16 protein-coding genes are annotated in these 20071 nt (G+C 61.3%); 7 read left to right on the top strand and 9 right to left on the bottom strand.

What is annotated here, in order from left to right; translation table 11 throughout:
- Nucleotides 1–3: 3 nt before the first annotated feature.
- Nucleotides 4–2436: a nitrite reductase large subunit NirB gene (gene nirB, locus R6254_RS12410; protein ID WP_318407191.1), complete on the bottom strand. Its 2433-nt coding sequence runs from the start codon at nt 2434–2436 to the stop codon at nt 4–6.
- Nucleotides 2437–3071: 635 nt separating this feature from the next.
- On the opposite strand from nirB, the gene R6254_RS12405 reads away from it, so the two are divergent.
- Nucleotides 3072–4343, top strand: a complete 1272-nt coding sequence (locus tag R6254_RS12405; protein ID WP_318407190.1) for a type IV pili methyl-accepting chemotaxis transducer N-terminal domain-containing protein — start codon at nt 3072–3074, stop codon at nt 4341–4343.
- Between the two features lie 158 nt (nt 4344–4501).
- On the opposite strand, the gene R6254_RS12400 is transcribed toward R6254_RS12405, so the two are convergent.
- The 7 genes from R6254_RS12400 to otnK all read right to left on the bottom strand — a co-directional run bounded on the left by R6254_RS12400 (nt 4502) and on the right by otnK (nt 11983).
- Nucleotides 4502–5617 carry a response regulator gene (locus tag R6254_RS12400; RefSeq protein WP_318407188.1) on the bottom strand — a complete coding sequence of 372 codons (1116 nt, stop codon included), beginning with the start codon at nt 5615–5617 and terminating at the stop codon, nt 4502–4504.
- A gap of 207 nt (nt 5618–5824) precedes the next feature.
- Nucleotides 5825–6637 carry an ABC transporter ATP-binding protein gene (locus R6254_RS12395; protein ID WP_318407186.1) on the bottom strand — a complete coding sequence of 271 codons (813 nt, stop codon included), beginning with the start codon at nt 6635–6637 and terminating at the stop codon, nt 5825–5827.
- On the bottom strand, nt 6634–7596 hold the full coding sequence (ntrB, locus tag R6254_RS12390; protein ID WP_318407184.1) for a nitrate ABC transporter permease: 963 nt from the start codon (nt 7594–7596) through the stop codon (nt 6634–6636). The genes R6254_RS12395 and ntrB overlap by 4 nt, the downstream gene beginning before the upstream one ends.
- A gap of 123 nt (nt 7597–7719) precedes the next feature.
- Nucleotides 7720–8964, bottom strand: coding sequence for a CmpA/NrtA family ABC transporter substrate-binding protein (locus R6254_RS12385; protein WP_318407182.1), 1245 nt, complete (start codon nt 8962–8964; stop codon nt 7720–7722).
- 356 nt (nt 8965–9320) lie between these two features.
- Nucleotides 9321–9953, bottom strand: a complete 633-nt coding sequence (locus R6254_RS12380) for an ANTAR domain-containing response regulator (RefSeq protein ID WP_318407181.1) — start codon at nt 9951–9953, stop codon at nt 9321–9323.
- A gap of 60 nt (nt 9954–10013) precedes the next feature.
- Nucleotides 10014–10691: a class II aldolase/adducin family protein gene (locus R6254_RS12375; protein WP_318407180.1), complete on the bottom strand. Its 678-nt coding sequence runs from the start codon at nt 10689–10691 to the stop codon at nt 10014–10016.
- Nucleotides 10688–11983: a 3-oxo-tetronate kinase gene (gene otnK / locus R6254_RS12370; RefSeq protein WP_318407179.1), complete on the bottom strand. Its 1296-nt coding sequence runs from the start codon at nt 11981–11983 to the stop codon at nt 10688–10690. The genes R6254_RS12375 and otnK overlap by 4 nt, the downstream gene beginning before the upstream one ends.
- A gap of 131 nt (nt 11984–12114) precedes the next feature.
- Here otnK and tsaD point away from each other — a divergent pair, with 131 nt between their 5' ends.
- The gene (tsaD, locus tag R6254_RS12365) at nt 12115–13152 is read left to right on the top strand and encodes a tRNA (adenosine(37)-N6)-threonylcarbamoyltransferase complex transferase subunit TsaD (protein ID WP_318407178.1); all 1038 of its coding nucleotides are present in this window, start codon (nt 12115–12117) and stop codon (nt 13150–13152) included.
- A 113-nt stretch (nt 13153–13265) separates the two neighbouring features.
- On the opposite strand, the gene R6254_RS12360 is transcribed toward tsaD, so the two are convergent.
- Complete coding sequence (locus tag R6254_RS12360; RefSeq protein ID WP_318407177.1) at nt 13266–13667, bottom strand: Hsp20 family protein; 402 nt, start codon at nt 13665–13667, stop codon at nt 13266–13268.
- Nucleotides 13668–13783: 116 nt separating this feature from the next.
- Between R6254_RS12360 and R6254_RS12355 the strand changes: the two genes are divergently transcribed.
- From R6254_RS12355 to R6254_RS12335, 5 genes are all read left to right on the top strand, one after another.
- Nucleotides 13784–15076 (top strand): branched-chain amino acid ABC transporter substrate-binding protein, encoded by a 1293-nt coding sequence (locus R6254_RS12355; RefSeq protein ID WP_318407176.1) that lies wholly within the window; start codon nt 13784–13786, stop codon nt 15074–15076.
- A gap of 10 nt (nt 15077–15086) precedes the next feature.
- On the top strand, nt 15087–16271 hold the full coding sequence (locus tag R6254_RS12350; protein ID WP_318407174.1) for a pyridoxal phosphate-dependent aminotransferase: 1185 nt from the start codon (nt 15087–15089) through the stop codon (nt 16269–16271).
- Between the two features lie 149 nt (nt 16272–16420).
- Nucleotides 16421–16687 carry a 30S ribosomal protein S15 gene (gene rpsO / locus R6254_RS12345; protein ID WP_318407172.1) on the top strand — a complete coding sequence of 89 codons (267 nt, stop codon included), beginning with the start codon at nt 16421–16423 and terminating at the stop codon, nt 16685–16687.
- A 208-nt stretch (nt 16688–16895) separates the two neighbouring features.
- Entirely contained in the window at nt 16896–19013 is a 2118-nt protein-coding gene (gene pnp / locus R6254_RS12340; protein ID WP_318407171.1) for a polyribonucleotide nucleotidyltransferase, read from the top strand.
- Nucleotides 19014–19083: 70 nt separating this feature from the next.
- On the top strand, nt 19084–20070 hold the full coding sequence (locus R6254_RS12335) for an NAD(P)H-quinone oxidoreductase (RefSeq protein WP_318407169.1): 987 nt from the start codon (nt 19084–19086) through the stop codon (nt 20068–20070).
- Nucleotide 20071 lies beyond the last annotated feature (1 nt).

Here is a 20071-nt window from a genome sequence, read left to right as displayed (position 1 = left end):
GACTCAGGCGCTGAGGGCGGAAAACTGCCGGGTATCCACCGCCGCTTCTTTCAGCTCAAACCAGGGATCCGGTTCGCCGTCGAGCGCAAACTGCAGGCGTTCCCACAAGGCCTGGCGGCCGGCGTGGTCCTCAAGAATGCGTTTCTTGACGTAGTCCAGGCCCACACGGTTCACGTAATGCACGGTGCGTTCCAGGTACCAGCCTTCCTGGCGATAGAGCTCGCAGAAAGCACCGGTGTACTCCAGCACTTCTTCGGCGGTTTTGAGTTTGGTGAAGAAGTGGGCCACTTCGGTCTTGATGCCGCCGTTGCCGGCGATATACATCTCCCAGCCGGAGTCGACGCCTATGATGCCCACGTCCTTGATGCCGGCCTCGGCGCAGTTGCGCGGGCAGCCGCTCACGGCAAATTTGACCTTGTGCGGCGCATACATGCGCCACATCGCGTGCTCCAGGTCTTTGCCCATTTGCGTGCTGTCCTGTGTGCCCATGCGGCACCATTCGCTGCCCACGCAAGTCTTCACCGTGCGCAAAGCCTTGGCGTAGGCGTGGCCGGACGGCATGCCGATGTCGTTCCAGACGTTTTGCAAGTCCTCTTTTTTGACACCCAGCAGATCTATGCGCTGGCCGCCCGTGACCTTGACAGTCGGAATTTTGTATTTGTCCACCGCGTCGGCAATACGGCGCAATTCGCTGGCCGTGGTTTCGCCGCCCCACATGCGTGGGATCACGCTGTAAGTGCCGTCTTTCTGGATGTTGGCGTGGCTGCGTTCATTGATGAAGCGGCTTTGCGGGTCGTCTTTGGCCTCCTTGGGCCAACTGCTGGTCACGTAGTAGTTGATAGCCGGGCGGCAGCTGGCGCAACCGTTGGGCGTTTTCCATTCCATGAATTGGTAGACGGCGGATATGCTGAGCAGCTTGTGTTCACGGATGGCGTCGCGCACCGCCTGATGGCCGTGGTCGGTGCAAGCGCACATGGCCTTGAGTTTGGGTGTGGCCGAGTAATCGCCGCCGGCGGTAAACATCAGGATTTGCTCCACCAGGCCGGTGCAGGAACCGCAGGAGGCGCTGGCCTTGGTGTGTTTGCGCACCTCGTCCAGCGTGAACAAACCTTTTTCCTTGATGGCCTTGCAGATCGTGCCCTTGTTGACACCGTTGCAGCCGCAGACCTCGGCTTCATCAGGCATGGACGCCGCCTTGCTGTGGCCCTCATGGCCGGCATCGCCGATGTTGGATTCGCCGAACATCAGCTTGTCGCGGATCCCGGCCACGCTGCGGCCGTCGCGCAAGAGTTTGAAGTAATAACTGCCGTCCACGGTGTCGCCGTACAGACAGGCACCTATCAGCTTGTCGTCCTTGAGGACCAGCTTTTTGTAGACGCCGCCAAACGGGTCGGACATGACGATTTCTTCCGTGCCTTCGCCGCCCATGAACTCGCCGGCCGAGAACAGGTCAATGCCCGTGACCTTGAGTTTGGTGGATGTGAGCGAACCGGTGTAACGGCCTATGCCGAACTGCGCGAGGTGATTCGCCGCGACCTTGGCCTGCTCAAACAGCGGCGCCACCAGGCCGTAGGCGATGCCGCGGTGGGCCGCGCATTCACCGACCGAATAAATACGCGCGTCGGTGGTGGTCTGCATGGTGTCGTTGACCACAATGCCCTTGTTGCAAAACAGGTGCATGGACTCGGCCAGCTCGGTGTTGGGGCGTATGCCCACTGCCATGACCACCAGGTCGGTGGCGACTTCGCTGCCGTCCTTGAAACGGATCGCGCTCACCCGGCCCTCAGCGCCACCGACCAGCTCCTGCGTTTGCGCACCCATGAGGAAGCTCAGGCCGCGTTCTTCCAGTGACTTTTGCAGCAGCTTGCCGGCCACGCTGTCGAGCTGGCGCTCCATCAGGGTCGGCATCACATGCACCACGCTGACGTTCATGCCGCGCAGCATCAGGCCGTTGGCCGCTTCCAGGCCCAGCAGGCCGCCGCCTATGACCACGGCTTTTTTGTATTTCTCCGACGCGGCAATCATGGCGTTGGTGTCGGCGATGTCGCGGTAGGCGATCACGCCTTGCAAGTCCTTGCCGGGCACCGGCAGGATGAAGGGGTTGGAGCCGGTGCACATCAGCAGGCGGTCGTAACTTTCTTCGGTGCCATCGTCGGCGCGCACCACCCGTTTGATGCGGTCGACTTCGACCACCTTTTTACCGGCGTGCAGGGTGATGTGGTTGTCGGTGTACCAGTCCCAGGAGTTCAGCACAATTTCGTCCAGCGTTTGTTCACCGGCCAGCACCGGCGACAGCAGGATGCGGTTGTAGTTGGGATGCGGCTCGGCGCCGAACACGGTGATGTCGTACAGATCGGGGGCGATCTTGAGCAGCTCTTCGAGGGTGCGCACGCCGGCCATGCCGTTGCCGACCATCACCAATTTCGATTTTTTCATGTGTTCACTCCAGAGGGATGGGAGGGGGTCGTCACCAGCGCCCACTCAGGGTGGCGTTCGCAGGCGGGCGTCTCGCGGCGGAGGCGCTGGACGCCGGATGGCTGGGGATGAAAAATGGCGGTAAAAAACATGAGGGTCCTTCCTGTCAAACAGGGACACGGCTGTGGAGCCGGTGTGAGGCACATCCTTGCGCACGCCCTTGTGCGCAGACCCGCAGTGCTTTCCTTCAGGTTGGGCGCTCCGTTACGCCCGCAGAGATCACAGCAAAACTTGTGCCATGTCACGGCAAACCGGCAGTGCCCCACCACATGGCGCGCGACTTGCATGCGCTAAGAGCCTGTTTACGATCTCAATGGGGTCGCGTTGGGGCGCAATCGGGATGAGTTGATCGCCAAGATCACGCAGCATGGGCTCATGCCCATGCAAAAGGTTTGGCGGGCAAATCGCCCGATTTCGCCCCAACCCGAAGGGCAGATGCCTTTTCGGGCGGTCTGCAGCGTTGCGGCGCTTGCCAATAGCCAGCTATTGGCGGCGCACCGCGCCTTGCAGCCCATCCCGAAAAGGCACCTGCGCGGCCCCATGGAGATCGTAAACAGGCTCTAAAGGCTGTTTTCCTTCTCACATAAGCGATGGTGATGACTTCCGCACTGGTTTTTTCAAACAACCCGACCGGCCCGCAGACGCTGGTCACAGACCTGGGCGCCGTGGGTATCCAGGTCCTGGCCTGTGTGGAAGAGCGCCAGAAACTGCTGCAGGCGGTGGTACGCCAGGCGCCGGACTTGCTGATTTGTGATGTTGCCGTGCCCGATGCGGCCTTGTTCACGGCCCTGGACATCGTGGGGAGCACCTCGGCGCTCCCCGTCATCGTTTTTACCCCCGATGGGGATGCCGGCAAGATCACACGCGCCACGGAGGTCGGTGTGCATGCCTACGTGGTGAACGGTTATGGCCAGCAGCGCCTGCGCCCGCTGATTCATCTGGCCCAGGCCCGCTTCGCGCGCGAGCAGGCCTTGCGTGCTGAACTGGCCGAGGTGTCCAGCCGGCTGGAAGAACGCAAGGTGGTGGAGCGTGCCAAGGGCATCCTGATGCGCGCCCGCCAGATGTCGGACGACGACGCTTTCCAGATGTTGCGAACCACCTCCATGCACAGCAACCAGCGCTTGGGCCAGGTCTCGCAACACATCATTCATTCGGCCCGTTTTGCCGAAGATGTGAACCGTTCCGGCCAGGTACGCATGTTGTCGCAGCGCCTGGTCAAGCTGGCGCTGCTGCAAGCGGCCGGTGTGCCGCTGCCTCAACTGTCAGAGCGCATGCACGAGTCCGTGGCACGCACAGATACCAACCTGGTCGCGCTGGGAAAAAGCCTGTCCCAGCCGACTTTTGGCGACCTGCTGGGCCAGGTGCAACACACCTGGGCGCAACTGAAGCAGGGCCTGGCGGATACACGCCAGCCGGGCCGCATGGCGCAGCTGGATGTGGTGGCCGAACAACTGCTGCAGGACGCCGAACGCCTGACCAGCAGCCTGGAAAACGCCGGCGCCATGCCGCCCTTGCAGGTGCTCAATCTCGCGGGCCGACAACGCATGTTGAGCCAGCGTTTTGCAAAATACGCCTTGATCGAGCGGCTGGGGGCCCAGGCCGCCATGCCGCGCAATACACCGGCCCTGGCCGAGGCCAGGACGGCGTTTGAGCAGGCGTTGTGTTATTTGAACGAGATTCCGCTGAGCAGCCCGGCGATTCGCGTTTCGCTGGACAACGCGGCCGTTGGCTGGGACGCCATGCTGGCCGGTGTGGCGGCCGGCGCGCCAGGGCTGGAACATGTGGCGGCCGCCAGCGAAGACCTGCTGGCGGTGTTCGAGACCTTGTCCGAGCAGTACGAACGCAGCCTGCAGATGCTGGTGGGTTAAGCCGGGCTTGTTGCACTGCACCAAAGACGGGCGCCGCATCGCCTGATTCTGGTGCATGGCTTGGATTTTGTGCTTTTTATACGTATTTTTGGCCTCCAGCCCTTTAGCCACGGGCGTAGGCAGCTATTTATTTGATAGCGAATGAGGGATCTTGCTGCTTACGAAGACAAACCCAGCAGCTCCACGCCATGCACTGCGCTGCTGCGCCCCGGCAGGGAAAACCGCCTGCGGCGCCCGGTTTTCACGCTGCCGCCCACTTCGTCCAGCAGCGCGGCGCTGGCGGCAATTTTCCAGCCGGCCTGGTAGGCATGTTTTTGCAGCAACAAACTGGTGCTGACGGTGTCGCCGACGGGCAAGACCTGGGATTTTCCGCGCAGCGGGTCCAGCAGTTTGGCCAGGGTGACGGCACCGCTGTTCAGACCCACGCAGACCTCAAAACGCGGCAGGGCGCGGTCAGCAAAATGGCTGGCCATAAACCCTTGCACCCGGTGCGCCGAGTTGATCAGGCCCAGGGCCGCCCGGGTGGCGCGCAGGCTGCAGTTGACGGTGTCGGTGTCCGAGCTGCCGGTAAACACCGCCAGCAGGCCTTCGCCGACAAATTGCATGTGGTGGGCGCCGAACAGGTAGACGGTATCGCCGGCATGGTTGTAGAACTGGCGCACGACCGTGCTCAGCTCGGTGTTGGAGAGTTTTTCGGACAGGGCCGGGAAGTTGACGACATCGACAAACAGCACCGTGGCATGCGCCAATTTGTTGTCGTCCTCAGCCGATTCGGCCGAGGGCCATTTGTCACTGAGTTCGGCCAGCAGCCGGTTCTCGTACAAACGGGTCAAACGTGCTTGCTGTTCCTGCAATGCGGCGCTGATGGCGGTGTCCACCGCACTGGCTTGGGCGAACTGGCGCATCAGCTGTTTGTTGAGCTGGGTGGCGGCGGCCTCGCGCAACTCGTCAAACACCAGGGGTTTGATCAGGTAGTCGTCGGCGCCGCTGCTCATGCCGCTGCGCACGTTTTCGCGTTCTTGCAGCGAGGTCAGCAAAATGACGGGCGTGGCCTGGATGGTCGGGTCGGCGCGCAAGGTCTGCAACATGGCAAACCCATTCATCACCGGCATGTTGACGTCGCTGACGACCAGGTCGGGCTGGCGGCTCCGCACCAGCGCCAGCCCGGTGGCGCCGTTGTCGGCCTCCACCACCTCGTAGCCTTCAAAACGCAGCGCCGCCGCGATCAACGTGCGTATTGTTTCGTCATCGTCGACCACCACAATCAGAGCCATCGTTTTTTTGTTCCCGTAAACGCAACAAGTTGCAGCTTTTGAGCTTACCAGTGCTTGTGTTGTTGACGGGTAAAAACCCTGCGCCGGCCTTGCTCTGGCCGAGGCGGGTCGATGGCGTGTTCGGTTGCTATTCAAACGATAGCTGCTCACGACCGCCACATCAGGGTTAGAGTCCTGATGTGGCGAAAAGCGACGAGTGCTGACGACTCAGGCGGCTTTTTCGACGTGGCCCTGGCGGGTGTAGAGAAAGTCGATCACGGCCTTGCGGTAACCCAGGTAACGAGCGTCTTCGGCCAGCGCCACCCGTGAGCGCGGCCGCGGCAAGTCCACATGTAACACTTCGCCGATGGTGGCGGACGGGCCGTTGCTCATCATCACGATGCGGTCGCTCAGCAGCACCGCTTCGTCCACATCGTGGGTCACCATCACCACCGTGCTCTGGGTGGTGCTGACAATTTGCAGCAACTCGTCCTGCAGCTTGGCGCGGGTCAGGGCGTCCAGGGCGCCGAAAGGTTCGTCCAGCAGCAAGACCTTGGGCTCCATACACAGGGCGCGGGCAATACCCACACGTTGCTTCATGCCGCCGGAAATTTCGCCGGGGCGTTTTTGCGCGGCAGCACTCAGACTGACCATGGCCAGGGCCGCGTCGGTGCGAGCCTTGAGTTGGGCCCGGGTTTCTGTGGCGGCGAAGACCCGCTCCACCGCCAGGTAGACGTTGTCAAAACAGGTGAGCCAGGGCAGCAGCGAGTGGTTTTGAAACACCACCGCGCGCTCCGGGCCGGGGCCGGCGATTTCGCGGTTGGCGCAAAGCAGGGCGCCTTGTGTCGGTGTGGTCAAGCCCGCGATCAGGTTGAGCAAGGTCGACTTGCCGCAGCCGGAGTGACCGATCAGCGCAACAAACTCGCCCTTGGCGACCGTCAGGTTGATGTCTTGCAGCGCGCAGAACGGACCTTTGCGGGTCTTGAAGCTTTGCGCCACACCCTGGATTTCGATGTATTTGCTGCTCAGTGACGGGTTCATGCTTTCACCTCTTCAAACGTAAATGCCGTGGCCAGCTTGATCAGCGCAAATTCCAGCAGCAGCCCGACGATGCCGATCACAAAAATCGCGATGATGATGTTTTTGACGTTGAGGTTGTTCCACTCGTCCCAGACCCAGAAGCCGATGCCGACGCCGCCAGTCAACATCTCGGCGGCCACAATCACCAGCCAGGCGGTGCCCACGGCCAGGCGCACGCCGGTCAAGGTGTAGGGCAAAACGGCGGGAAAAAGGATTTTGGTGAAAATTTTCCACTCGCTGAGATTGAGCACACGCGCCACATTCATATAGTCTTGCGGCACACGTTGCACACCCACCGCGGTGTTGATGATCATGGGCCAGATCGAGCAGATAAAAATCGTCCAGATCGCCGCCGGGTTGGCGCCCTTGAAGACCAGCAGGCCAATCGGCAACCAGGCCAGCGGCGAGACCGGCCGCATCAGGCTGATCAGCGGGTTGAACATGCGGCTTAAAAACGTGAAACGCCCGATCATGAACCCGGCCGGAATGCCCACCGCAGCCGCCAGGCCAAAACCGACCGCCACCCTTTGCAGCGAAGACAAGACATTCCAGCCCACGCCCTGGTCATTCGGCCCCTTGCTGTAGAAGGGGTCGCTGAACACATCGACCGCCTGGTGGAAGGTCGCCAGCGGCGAGGGAATGCTGTTGCCCGTGGACGCCGACACCAGCTCCCACAGGCCGACCAGCAAACCCAGGCCTAACAGCGGTGGCAACACCGCCATCCAGACGCCGCGCCAGTCGAACGGCGGTTTGGCGGTGCCGGCCGGGTCTGTGGTTTGCAAGCCTTTTGAGGCTGCAGCCCCCGTGGCTATTGCGCTGGCAGCTATGGAAGGAATAGCGGGCTTGGCGCTCTCCGGGGTGGCGGGCGACGCGGCCGGGGGCGCGTCGTCGAAAGGAGGATGAAAAACAGCGCTGACCATGATGAGTTCCTTAGACGGGCTGCCTCAGCAGCGTATGGGTGACTGGGCTGGAACGGTGTCGGCAGCCGAAAGCGTTTTCCGGGGCGGCTATCCGCAGCAAGCGGGAGCCCTTCGCCGTGCCGTTCATGCTTTCACCTTGAAACCGTCGGCGTATTTCTTCGGGTCCTTGCCGTCCCAGACCACGCCGTCGATCATCTTGCTGGTGCGCATCAGGTCCTTGGGCACCGGTGTTTTGCTGGCGCTGGCGGCATCCTTGTAGACGTCGATGTGGTTGATCTGTTTCGCCAGGGCCAGGTAGTCCGGGTGCTCCTTGATCAGGCCCCAGCGTTTGTGCTGGGTCAAAAACCACATGCCGTCGGACAGGTAGGGGAAGTTCACCGCGCCGTCGTTGTAAAACTTCATGTAGTTCGGGTCGTCCCAGGTTTTGCCCAGACCGTTCTGGTAACGCCCCAGGATGCGCTGGTTGATCGCGTCCACGCTGGTGTTGACGTAACTCTTGTCGGCCACGGTTTCGGCCATCTTCATCTTGTTGGACAGGTTGGCGTCAATCCACTTGCCGGCTTCCAGGATGGCTGCGGTCACCGCGCGTGCGGTGTTGGGATTTTTCTTGACGAAGTCGGCGGTGGTGCCCAGCACTTTTTCCGGGTGGTCTTTCCAGATGTCCTGGGTCGTCACGGCGGTGATGCCTATGCCGTCCATGATGGCGCGGTGGCCCCAGGGCTCACCCACACAAAAACCGTCCATGTTGCCGACGCGCATATTGGCCACCATTTGCGGCGGCGGCACGACGATGGCGCGTGCGTCCTGGAAGGGGTTGATGCCGGCACTGGCCAGCCAGTAATACAGCCACATGGCATGGGTACCTGTGGGGAAGGTCTGCGCGAAGGTGTATTCGCGTTTGTCGGTTTTCATCAGCTTGGCCAGCGAGGCGGCGTCCACCGCGCCTTTGTCGGCGATTTTTTTCGACAGCGTGATGGCCTGGCCGTTGTTGTTCAGGTTCATCAACACGGCCATGTCTTTTTTCGGGCCGGCCGTGCCCATGTGCACGCCGTAGACCAGGCCGTACAACACGTGGGCAAAGTCGAGTTCGCCATTGACCAGTTTGTCGCGCACGCCGGCCCAGCTGGCTTCCTTGGTCGGGATGATCTTCACGCCATATTTTTTGTCGATGCCCAGCACCGAGGCCATCACCACCGAGGCGCAGTCGGTCAACGGAATAAAACCAATCCTGACTTCTTTTTTCTCCGGCGCATCGGAGCCCTGGGCATAGACCACGGCACGCAGCGCCGGGCTGATGCCCGCGGCGCCGACCGCGGCGGCCTGTAAAACGGTACGGCGTGTCAGTGAAGATTTCAGCAGATCTGTCATGGTCTGGACTCCAGAAGTGAAAACAAAGAAGCAAAAACAAAAAAGGCGCTCGACCTCTGCCCACACACGTGGTGTGAAACTGGGTGCGAACGCCTTTGTTCTGTGAGGCTTGCCGCTTCGCCGTTGAAGCGGAAGGCCTGGTGTTTAGCTCAACGCAAAAGCTGTGCCAGTCTCCGATTTGGCTCTTTTAGCCTTCGATTCACGATGAAATTGGCCTTCAGCCCTTGATACATGGGCGAAATCAGCTATGGAATTCATAGCGTTTGCCGTGGCGGCTGCACCTGGTTCTGGATTTCGCCGGACCTGCACTGTATTTGTGCGCCGCACCATTTCGGCGTCAGACCCCGCGGGCCGCTTCAACCCAGCAGGTCGGCGGCGTCCAGCATGCGTTGTGCGACTTCGCCCAGGCGCAAGCCCTTGTCCATGGCGGCTTTGCGCAGTTTTTCGTAGGCCGCCTGTTCGCTGAGGTTTTGCCGCTGCATCAGCAGGCCTTTGGCGCGGTCTATGACTTTGCGGTCCTGCAGCTCGGTCCGGGCGTGCGCCAGTTCGCGCCGCAGACCTTGTTCGTGTTCAAAACGCGCCATCGCCACGTCCAGAATGGGGCGTATACGTTCCGGCGACAAACCGGCCACGATGTAGGCGGACACACCGGCCGCCACCGCGTCTTTCACGTGGCTGGTGTCCTTGTCATTGGTAAACAGCACAATCGGGCGCCGCGCGTCACGGGTGGCCATCACCACATGTTCGAGTGAATCGCGGGCTTCGCTTTCCGCGTCCACGATGATCATGTCGGGTTGCAGCTCGCTCAGGCGTTTGTCCAGGTAGGTATCGGCCGGCAAGACAGCCACCACGTTGTAGCCGTTTTCCAGCAGGCCGATACGCAACTGGCGCGAGCGTTCCGCCTGTAGCCGCGCATGGGGGTCCGTGGTCACGCCTTCCAGCAGATCTGGAGCAATGATCACAAGGCGCAAGGACTGGGACGGCGTCATGGGCATTTTTATGCAAGATTCGCGCCACGGGTGGCGCGCCCAGGATGCGCTGCCGGCGGTTTACCAGCGGGCCTTGAAGGTTTTGCGCAGTTCGCCGATGTGTGTATCGCTCAGGGGTTCGGGCAGCGAGGGACTGAGGCACAAAAGTTTGGCGGTTTCTTCGAGTTCTTCCAGCGTGGCCATGGCCGCGGCGGGCGAGTTGTGCCAGACATTGGGCCCCAAACGCGCCAGCATGACGGCGCGTATCGGTGTCCCCGCTTCGCCATAACGGCGAATGGTGTCGGCCACCTGCAGGGCGGCTTCGGGCGCGCCGGGCCGGTGGTAGCTGATCAGTGGCACGTGGCCGACCTTCATCACAAAGTAAGGGGTAAGGGCGGGCAACAGTTCCGGGCCGACGTCAGGCCTCAAGGTCAGCGCCACGCAGTGGCTGCTATGGGTGTGGATCACACACCGGGTTTCAGGGTCAAACTGGCTTGCAGCCCTATAGATATGGGTGTGAAGTGTTATGGTTTTACTGGCAGTGTCGCCGCTGACTTGTTGGGCTTGTGCATCCAGCCTGGCGAGCCGGGCCGGGTCCAGCGTGCCCAGGCAGGCATCGGTAGGGGTGATCAGAAAACCGCCGCCATCCGACTCTGGCAGCCGGACACTGATGTTGCCGGCCGTGGCATGAACATAACCGCGCTCGAACAGGCTGCGGCCGACACGGCAGATTTCCTCCCGGGCCTGGGTTTCCGTCATGCGAGCCTCGCAAAAGCTTTGCTGAAAAAGTCGTCCGTGCCGAAGTTGCCCGACTTCAAGGTCAGGTGTATGCCTTCTTCGTTGGCCGCCTCGGTTTGCGCATAACACCAGGGCACGCCAGGGTCGATTTGTGTGCCAATTTTCATGTGTTTGATGGCCAGGGCCTGCACACAGGCACCCGAGGTTTCGCCGCCCGCCACCACCAACTGGCGCACGCCGTGTTGCACCAGTACACGCGCGATGGCGGCCAGGGTGCGTTCCACCAGGGCGCCGGCTTCTTCGACCCCGAGCTGCGCCTGGACCGCCTTGACGACGGCCGGGTCCGCGGAGGAATAAATCAGCACCGGCCCCTGAGCGAGTTTTGGCGCGGCCCAGGCCAACACCTCGGCTGTCACGTCGATACCCACGGCTTCTTTCTGGATGATTTGCAAGGCATCCACAGCCAAGGCCGGATGCCCGGCCTGGATAAAAGCTTGCACCTGCCGGTTGGTGGCCAGCGAACAACTGCCCGACACCACCGCCTGCCAGCCCGTGGCCGGCGGCAAGGCGCTGGCCGTGGACGAAGGCGTGATGCCGAAGTTGGCTGGCAAACCGATGGCCAGACCGGAGCCTCCCGTGAGCAAGGGCATGGTTTTAAGCGCCGGCGCCAGGCGCAACAAGTCGTCGTTGGAAATCGCGTCCACGATGGCGATGCCCACACCCTGCTCGCGCAGCGTCGCCATGCGGGCTTGCACCGCGGCCGAGCCCTGCGCCACCACGGTGTAATCAATGAGGCCAACCTTGCGTTTGCATTGCGCCTGCAACACCCGCACCAGGTTGGCGTCCGTCATGGGGGTGAGCGGGTGGTTTTGCATGCCGCTTTCATGCAACAAGACCTCGCCCACAAACAGATGGCCCTTGAACACCGTGCGCTGGTTGTCGGGGAAGGCCGGCGTGGCGATGCTGAAGTCGCTGCCGGGCAGGGGCGCCAGCGCGTCCATCAGCGCTTCGGTGACCGGGCCGATGTTGCCTTGCGGCGTGCTGTCAAAGGTGGAGCAATACTTGAAATAAATCTGCTGCGCGCCCTGCGCCTGCAGCCAGTGCAGGGCGGCCAGCGACTGCGCAACCGCCTGGTCCACCGGCAAGGTGCGCGACTTGAGCGCGACGACCACGGCGTCGGTCTCGGCTGCCAGCGGCTGATCGGGCAGGCCTATGGTTTGCACCACACGCATGCCGGCACGCACCAGGTTGTTGGCGAGGTCGGTGGCCCCAGTGAAGTCGTCGGCGATACAGCCCAGCAGCAGTTTTTTCATGTTGCAGCGACTTTACCGTGTCTGAATGCCCGCAGCTTGCCGAGCAGCGCCAAGCACCATGGCGTGCAACGCGCGCTCCCGAGCGGAGCCTGAACCTGTTTGGCCTAAACTTCGGGCCTATGCAGGAAAACTTGTTGGTGTTGGGAATTGAGTCGTCATGCGACGAAACGGGTGTGGCCTTGACGGATGCGTCGGGGTCGGGTGTGCCGCGGTTGTTGTCGCACGCCTTGCACAGCCAGATTGAAATGCACCAGGCCTATGGGGGCGTGGTGCCCGAGCTGGCCAGCCGCGACCATATCCGGCGGGTGTTGCCGCTGATCAACGAGGTGATGAGCCAGGCGCAACGTTCACTGGCGGATGTTGATGTGATTGCCTATACCCGCGGGCCGGGCCTGGCCGGGGCCTTGCTGGTGGGGGCCGGTGTGGCCTGCTCGCTGGCCGCTAGCCTGGGCAAACCCGTGATGGGTGTGCACCACCTGGAAGGACATTTGTTGTCGCCTTTCTTGAGCGCCGATCCCCCTGAATTTGCTTTTGTGGCGCTGCTGGTGTCGGGCGGTCATACGCAATTGATGCGAGTGGACCGCGTCGGCAGTTACGAGTTGCTGGGCGAAACCATTGATGACGCGGCTGGCGAGGCCTTTGACAAATCGGCCAAATTGTTGGGGCTGCCTTATCCCGGCGGTCCGGCGCTGGCCAAGTTGGCAGGGCAGGGTGATGGCCAGGCCTTCAAGCTGCCCAGGCCTTTGCTGCACAGCGGCGACCTGGATTTTTCCTTCTCCGGCCTGAAAACAGCGGTGCTGACGCAGGCCAAAAAACTCGGCGAAACCATGAGCGATCAGGCACGCGCCGATCTGGCCGCCTCGACGCAGGCGGCGATTGTGGAAGTGCTGGTCAAGAAGTCGCTCAAAGCGCTGGAACAAACCGGCCTGAAGCGGCTGGTGGTGGCCGGTGGTGTGGGGGCAAACACCTTGCTGCGCGAGCAACTCAATGCGGCTTGCAAGAAACGCGGGATTCGTGTGCATTACCCCGAGCTGCATTTGTGCACAGACAACGGCGCGATGATTGCGCTGGCGGCCGGCATGCGTCTCCAGGCCGGGCTGGAAGACATACAGCGCAGCTACACCTTTGACGTGAAGCCGCGCTGGAGTCTGGCAGACATCGCGCTGTAAACCCCCGTGCTCTGTGGCGCACAGCCTTTTCCGACGGGCCGCCCCTAGGAAAAGACGGCCCCATCGGGGGGCAGGGCGCTACACGAAGTGAGCAACCGTGGGGGCCGGTTTGTTTATTGGATGGGGAGCTGAGCCACTTTGCTCTCAGGGATTTTTTTGCCCAGCGACAATGTCAACACGCCATTTTCCAGTTTGGCGGAGCTGCTAGCGGCATCAATTTCCAGCGGAAAACGGTAGGCGGCCTTGACTGAACGCGCCGCGTCGGTTTTGCTGTTGATACGCACAACGTCACCTTCGATGCCGATGTCCAGTTGCTCCTTGCTCAGGCCGGGCACATCGAGTTGCAGCGAATAGGCGGTGTCGCCGTCTTCCACCTTGGCCGTCTGGTTGGGTCGGGCGCCGGCCAGGTTGTTCAAGGTGTCGCTGAGAAAATTGTCGAGCGCGCCATTGTTCACCAGTGAGGGGGCGTGGCGTTGGGCGTTATGGGCAGGACGGCTGGCGAGTGAATAAAACATGGAGACTCCAAGGGGTTGGGCGGGGAAAATTTCCCCTACACTTCGCGGCTCTCAACCGTGATTGCCGCATGCAGAGCAGGTAGGCGTGTTGCGAAGAATTTCAAGGAAAATGTCGAATGTATTTTTTCATCCCCAAGCTCTTGAAACGCGCGGCCTTGGCCCTAGCGGCCGGCGCCTCCCTGTTGTCGCCAACTGTGTTTGCGCAGCCCGCGACGACGACTCAACCGCCTGTGCGCGTGGCTTTGATCGAAAGTCTATCCGGGCCTTTTGCCAACACCGGCGAGGCCGTTTTTCGCAATCTGGCATGGGCCGCCGAGCGCGTCAACGCGCGTGGCGGCATCAAGCTGCCCGGTGGAAACCGTCCGCTGGTTTTTGAGCGTTACGACAGCAAGGGACAGAACGAAGAGGCCTTGTCTGCCTTACGTTCGGCTATCGATGACGGCATGAGCTTGGTGACCCAGGGCAATTCGTCGTCGACGGCCGCGGTGCTGGTCGATGCGATCAACAAACACAATGAACGCGAGCCGTCCAAGCGGGTTCTCTTTTTGAACTATTCGGCGGTGGACCCCGTTTTGACCAATGAAAAATGCAGCTACTGGCATTTTCGGTTTGATGCCCACGCCGACATGCGTATGGCAGCGTTGATGGATGTGCTCAAGGATGACAAGGCGCTCAAGAGTGTTTACCTGATTGGCCAGGACTACAGTTTTGGCCAGGCTGTGTCGCGCGAGGCCCGCAAACAGCTGACGGCGCAGCGCCCCGATGTACAAATCGTCGGCGACGAGTTGCACCCCATGGGCCGCGTCAAGGACTTCCTGCCTTATGTTGCCAAGATCAAGGCCAGCGGCGCGCAGGCCGTGCTTACCGGTAACTGGGGCAACGATTTGACCTTGCTGGTCAAGGCCGCGAAAGAAGTTGGTTTCGAGGGACGTTTCTACACCTTCTACGGCAATGCGCTGGGTGTTCCGGCCGCGCTGGGTGATGCCGGTGTCGGCAAGGTGATTGCGGTGGCCGACTGGTTTCCCAATGAAGCCGGTGCCGCCTCCGAGACTTTTTACCAATCCTTTCGCCAGCGTTTCCCCAAGCCGCAGGACGACTACGTGCACATGCGCATGCAGTTGATGGTGGAGGGCCTGGTGCAGAGCATTGAAAAGGCCGGCACGGTCGAGTCCGCCGCGGTGGCCGCACAAATGGAAAAAATGAAGGTCGTGTTTGCGGGGCATCAGGGCGTGATGCGTGGTGCTGATCACCAGTTCCAGCAGCCTTTGCTGGTGGCCGTGATGGACAAGCAGGGCACACCTGGCGTCAAGTTCGACGTGGAGGGTTCGGGTTATGGTTTTCGCGTGATCAAGACCATTCCTGCGGCACGTTCCGAGCAGCCGCATTCCTGCAAAATGGTTCGCCCCTGAAAGGCCGTAGATGCGACAAGTTGTCCTTGATCTCGAAGAGTCCTTGATCCGTCAGGTGGCCAATGCGGGCATAGGCCGCAGCGACGTGCTCAAGTTCTGGTTTGGCGAAAGTGATGAAGTCACGCCCGCTTTTATCCGCGATGCGGCGGCCCAGTCCTTGAGCCAGGGCGAAACCTTTTACGCGCATAACCTCGGGCTGGCCGAGCTGCGCGAGGCCATCGCCGTGTATTGCAGCGCGCGGCGTCGTGAGGGTGCGGCGCCTGTGGGTGCGGACCGGATTGCCGTGACCTCGGGCGGCGTCAACGCGCTGATGCTGGCGGTGCAGGCGGTGGTGGATGCCGGCGACGAGGTGGTTGTCGTCACGCCGGTCTGGCCGAACCTGACCGCGCAGCCGGCCATCATGGGGGCGACGGTGCGCTGTGTCAGCCTGAAACCTGTGGTCGGCCAGTGGCAGCTAGATATGGAGGAATTGCTGGCGGCCATCACGCCTGCCACCCGGCTGCTGATTGTCAACTCGCCCAACAACCCGACCGGCTGGACCTTGAGCCGAGCCGAGCAGCAAACCCTGCTGGCGCATTGCCGCAAGACGGGCACCTGGATTCTGGCGGATGAGGTCTATGAGCGCCTGTATTACGCGGGCGACACGCCAAACGGCTGCGCTCCGAGTTTTCTCGATATCGCTGCGCCTGACGATCGGCTGATGGTGGCGCACAGCTTTTCGAAAAGTTTTCTGATGACAGGCTGGCGCCTGGGCTGGCTGGTGCTGCCGGCCACCGCCACGACCCACATGGGCAAGCTGATCGAGTTCAACACCTCCTGCGCGCCGGTTTTTGTCCAGCGCGCCGGTGTGGTGGCCTTGCAGCGTACGGAGGAGGTGACCCCGCAGGTGGTGGCCCATCTCAAAAGCTGCCGGGACACCCTGATTCCCTTGCTGCAGGCCTTGCCTGGTGTCGAAGTTTCGGCGGCGCCTGGCGGCATGTACGCGTTTTTCAGGCTGACCGGGCAGGGCGACTCTTTCGAGGTGGCCAAACGCCTGGTGGTCGAAGCCGGTCTGGGGCTGGCGCCGGGCAACGCTTTCAGTGCGGATCCTTCGCCGGCCATGCAGGGCTGGTTGCGCTGGTGTTTTGCCAGCCAGGACCCGGCCCGGCTGCAGGAAGGTGTGGGTCGCCTAGCCCGCTGGCTGGCGCAGCGATAAATCGGGCGGGATTCCTGGGCTATAATCCAAGGCTCTGCGTAAAGGCGGGTTGTTTCATTCGTGAAGCTGCCTGCCGCAGAACACGACGACGCCGGTCAACTCTCACTTTGGGAGCACTGGCTCGCTCGCAAGTTACACAAGGAAAACCCATGATTGCAAAATCCATCAAGGCTGAAATCGTTCAGTCCAACGCCCGCTCTGTCGGCGATACCGGCAGCCCGGAAGTTCAAGTTGGTCTGCTGACCGGCCGTATCAATGAACTGATGCCCCATTTCAAAACCCATGCCAAGGATCACCACGGTCGCCGTGGTCTGTTGCGCATGGTGAGCCGCCGCCGCAAGCTGCTGGACTACCTCAAGTCCAAAGATGCGGCCCGTTATGTTGCGCTGATCGCCAAGCTTGGCCTGCGTAAATAAGCGGTAAACCCAATAGGAAGCGCCTGAGTTAGTTCACTAGCTCAGGCGTTTTTTACTTCGGAGCAAGGCAAAACGAATACGCGCTGTGTCATTCCACAAGAAAAGCCCTGGAAATCAGGCGGTTTGTGGAATGGCATCGTGTTCGGCCAGCCGCCGCTCCGGGCCTCTCGCGCTGCCTCAAGTGCCTGAAACTAGTGGAGAAAAGAACATGAGCATTTTCAACAAAGTTACCAAATCCTTCCAATGGGGCCAGCACAAGGTCACGATGGAAACCGGCGAAGTCGCTCGCCAGTCCGGCGGCGCTGTGCTGCTGGACATGGACGGCACCGTGGTGCTTGCCACCGTGGTCGCCAAGACCGAAGCCAAGCCTGGCCAGGACTTCTTCCCGCTGACCGTTGACTACCTGGAAAAAACCTACGCCGCTGGCCGCATTCCAGGCAGCTTCTTCAAGCGCGAAGGCCGCCCCAGCGAATTTGAAACGCTGACCTCGCGCCTGATCGACCGCCCGATCCGCCCGCTCTTCCCTGAAGGTTTCTTCAACGAAGTGCAGGTCGTGATCCATGTGTTGTCGCTGAACCCTGAAGTCGAAGGTGACATTCCTGCGCTGATTGCCTCTAGCGCAGCGCTGGCGATCTCCGGCATCCCGTTCAACGGCCCTATCGGTGCGGCTCGTGTGGCTTACATCGACGGCCAGTACGTGCTGAACCCCGGCAAGACCCAGCTCAAGGATTCCGTCATGGATCTGGTTGTTGCTGGTACCGAAGCCGCTGTGCTGATGGTCGAGTCCGAAGCCAAGCAGTTGTCCGAAGAAATCATGCTGGGCGCCATCGTGTTTGGCCATGAGCAAGGCAACATCGCCATCAACGCGATCCATGAACTGGTGCGTGACGCCGGCAAGCCGGTCTGGGCCTGGGAAGCACCCGCTAAAGACCTGCCGCTGATCGCCAAGGTCAATGAACTGGCCGCCGCCAAGCTGCAAGCCGCATACCAGATCCGCGCCAAACAAGCCCGTACGCAAGCTTGCCGCGTGGTGACGACCGACGTCATGAGCGCGCTCAAGGCCGACGGTGTGGCGTTTGACGGCGTGGCCGTTGAAGGCATGTTGTTCGACATCGAAGCCAAAATCGTGCGTAGCCAGATCCTGGCCGGCGAGCCACGTATCGACGGTCGCGACACACGCACTGTGCGTGCGATTGAAATCCGCAACAGCGTGCTGCCGCGTACCCACGGTTCGGCCCTGTTCACCCGTGGTGAAACCCAGGCGCTGGTCGTGACCACGCTGGGCACCGAGCGTGATGCACAGCGCATCGACGCGCTGTCCGGCGACTACGAAGACCGCTTCATGCTGCACTACAACATGCCTCCGTTCGCCACTGGCGAAACCGGCCGTGTGGGCTCGCCAAAACGCCGCGAAATCGGCCACGGCCGTCTGGCCAAACGCGCGCTGATCGCCGTGTTGCCTTCGAAAGAGGAATTCCCCTACACCATGCGTGTGGTCAGCGAGATCACCGAGTCCAACGGCTCCTCCTCCATGGCTTCGGTCTGCGGCGGCTGCTTGTCGCTGATGGATGCTGGTGTGCCGATGAAAGCGCATGTGGCTGGTATCGCCATGGGTCTGATCAAGGAAGACAACCGCTTCGCCGTGTTGACCGACATCCTGGGTGACGAAGATCACCTGGGTGACATGGACTTCAAGGTGGCCGGTACCACCGCCGGTATCACCGCGCTGCAGATGGACATCAAAATCCAGGGCATCACCAAGGAAATCATGCAGGTCGCACTGGCTCAGGCCAAGGAAGCCCGCATGCACATCCTGGGGAAAATGCAGGAAGCCATGGGCCAGGCCAATGCCGAAGTGTCTGACTTTGCACCGCGCCTCTACGTGATGAAGATCAACCCCGAAAAAATCCGTGACGTGATCGGCAAGGGCGGCGCCGTGATCCGTGCGCTGACCGAAGAAACCGGCACGCAGATCAACATCGAGGAAGATGGCACCATCACCATCGCGTCGAACGACAGCGCCAAGGCAGACGAGGCCAAGCGCCGCATCGCCGAGATCACCGCTGAAGTCGAAATCGGCAAGGTCTACGAAGGTGCCATCACCAAGATTTTGGACTTCGGCGCCCTGGTCAACTTGATGCCCGGCAAGGATGGCCTGCTGCATATCAGCCAGATCGCCCACGAGCGTGTCGAGCGTGTCACCGATTACCTGAAGGAAGGCCAGATCATCAAGGTCAAGGTTCTGGAAACCGACGAAAAAGGCCGCGTCAAGCTGTCCATGAAGGCGCTGCTGGACCGTCCGGCACAAGGCCAGGACCAAGGTTGATTCGCTATTGATTTTGTAGCTGCTTGCGCCCGTCCCTTGGGGGCTGCAGCCGAAAATGATTGAAAATTCCATGCGAGCTGTTGAAATTACCTCCTACGGTCCGCCCGACGTTCTGCGTCTGGGCGACCGGCCAGCGCCGCTTGCCGGCGCTGGCGAATTGTTGATTCGTGTTGCCGCCTCCGGTGTGAACCGGCCTGACGTCTTGCAGCGCACTGGCAACTACCCGGTGCCACCGGGCGCTTCCGATATTCCCGGTCTGGAAGTGGCCGGCGAAATCGTCAGCGGCGATGCCGAGGCCATGGCCCAGGCAGGCCTGAAAGTTGGCGACCGCGTTTGCGCGCTGGTGGCTGGCGGCGGTTATGCCGAGCTGTGTGTGGCCCCGGTGGGTCAGTGTCTGCCGGTGCCTGCGGGCTTCAGTGATATCGAGGCCGCTTCGCTGCCTGAAACCTTCTTCACCGTATGGAGCAATGTGTTTGACCGCGGTCGCCTGCAAAAGGGCGAAACGCTGTTGATCCAGGGTGGCTCCAGCGGCATCGGCGTGACTGCCATCCAGCTCGCCAAAGCCATGGGCGCGACGGTGCTGGTGACGGCCGGTAGCGATGAAAAATGCGCGGCCTGCGTGGCGTTGGGTGCCGACCATGCCATCAACTACCGGACTACTGACTTTGCCGAAGAAGTCAAAAAGCTGACCGGCGGTAAAGGCGTGGATGTGATCCTGGACATGGTGGCTGGCAACTACGTTGCGCGCGAGGTCGAGTGCCTGGCCGAAGACGGCCGTATGGTGTTCATTGGCGTGCAGGGTGGCATCAAGGCCGAAATCAATGCCGGCCTGGTGCTGCGCAAACGTCTGACCATTACCGGTTCGACCTTGCGTCCGCGGCCGCTGGCGTTCAAGACGGCGATTGCCAACGCGCTCAAGGACAAGGTCTGGCCGCTGCTGGCGAATGGCAGTGTCAAGCCTGTGATCCACAGCACCTTTCCGGCAGCCGATGCCGCGAAAGCGCATGTGCTGATGGAGTCCAACCAGCACATCGGCAAAATCGTTTTGAGCTGGTAAA

This window comes from Polaromonas potterensis, assembly GCF_033446725.1.
Classification (GTDB): Bacteria; Pseudomonadota; Gammaproteobacteria; order Burkholderiales; family Burkholderiaceae_C; genus Polaromonas.
The sequence above is the reverse complement of the archived record's forward strand: the minus strand, read 5'-3'. Positions and strand labels throughout refer to the sequence as shown.

Coding starts and splice junctions, on each gene's coding strand:
- nirB (WP_318407191.1), bottom strand. CDS start 2,436: ATGAAAAAATCGAAATTGGTGATGGTCGGCAACGGCATGGCCGGCGTG.
- R6254_RS12405 (WP_318407190.1), top strand. CDS start 3,072: ATGACTTCCGCACTGGTTTTTTCAAACAACCCGACCGGCCCGCAGACG.
- R6254_RS12400 (WP_318407188.1), bottom strand. CDS start 5,617: ATGGCTCTGATTGTGGTGGTCGACGATGACGAAACAATACGCACGTTG.
- R6254_RS12395 (WP_318407186.1), bottom strand. CDS start 6,637: ATGAACCCGTCACTGAGCAGCAAATACATCGAAATCCAGGGTGTGGCG.
- ntrB (WP_318407184.1), bottom strand. CDS start 7,596: ATGGTCAGCGCTGTTTTTCATCCTCCTTTCGACGACGCGCCCCCGGCC.
- R6254_RS12385 (WP_318407182.1), bottom strand. CDS start 8,964: ATGACAGATCTGCTGAAATCTTCACTGACACGCCGTACCGTTTTACAG.
- R6254_RS12380 (WP_318407181.1), bottom strand. CDS start 9,953: ATGACGCCGTCCCAGTCCTTGCGCCTTGTGATCATTGCTCCAGATCTG.
- R6254_RS12375 (WP_318407180.1), bottom strand. CDS start 10,691: ATGACGGAAACCCAGGCCCGGGAGGAAATCTGCCGTGTCGGCCGCAGC.
- otnK (WP_318407179.1), bottom strand. CDS start 11,983: ATGAAAAAACTGCTGCTGGGCTGTATCGCCGACGACTTCACTGGGGCC.
- R6254_RS12360 (WP_318407177.1), bottom strand. CDS start 13,667: ATGTTTTATTCACTCGCCAGCCGTCCTGCCCATAACGCCCAACGCCAC.
- R6254_RS12355 (WP_318407176.1), top strand. CDS start 13,784: ATGTATTTTTTCATCCCCAAGCTCTTGAAACGCGCGGCCTTGGCCCTA.
- R6254_RS12350 (WP_318407174.1), top strand. CDS start 15,087: ATGCGACAAGTTGTCCTTGATCTCGAAGAGTCCTTGATCCGTCAGGTG.
- rpsO (WP_318407172.1), top strand. CDS start 16,421: ATGATTGCAAAATCCATCAAGGCTGAAATCGTTCAGTCCAACGCCCGC.
- pnp (WP_318407171.1), top strand. CDS start 16,896: ATGAGCATTTTCAACAAAGTTACCAAATCCTTCCAATGGGGCCAGCAC.
- R6254_RS12335 (WP_318407169.1), top strand. CDS start 19,084: ATGCGAGCTGTTGAAATTACCTCCTACGGTCCGCCCGACGTTCTGCGT.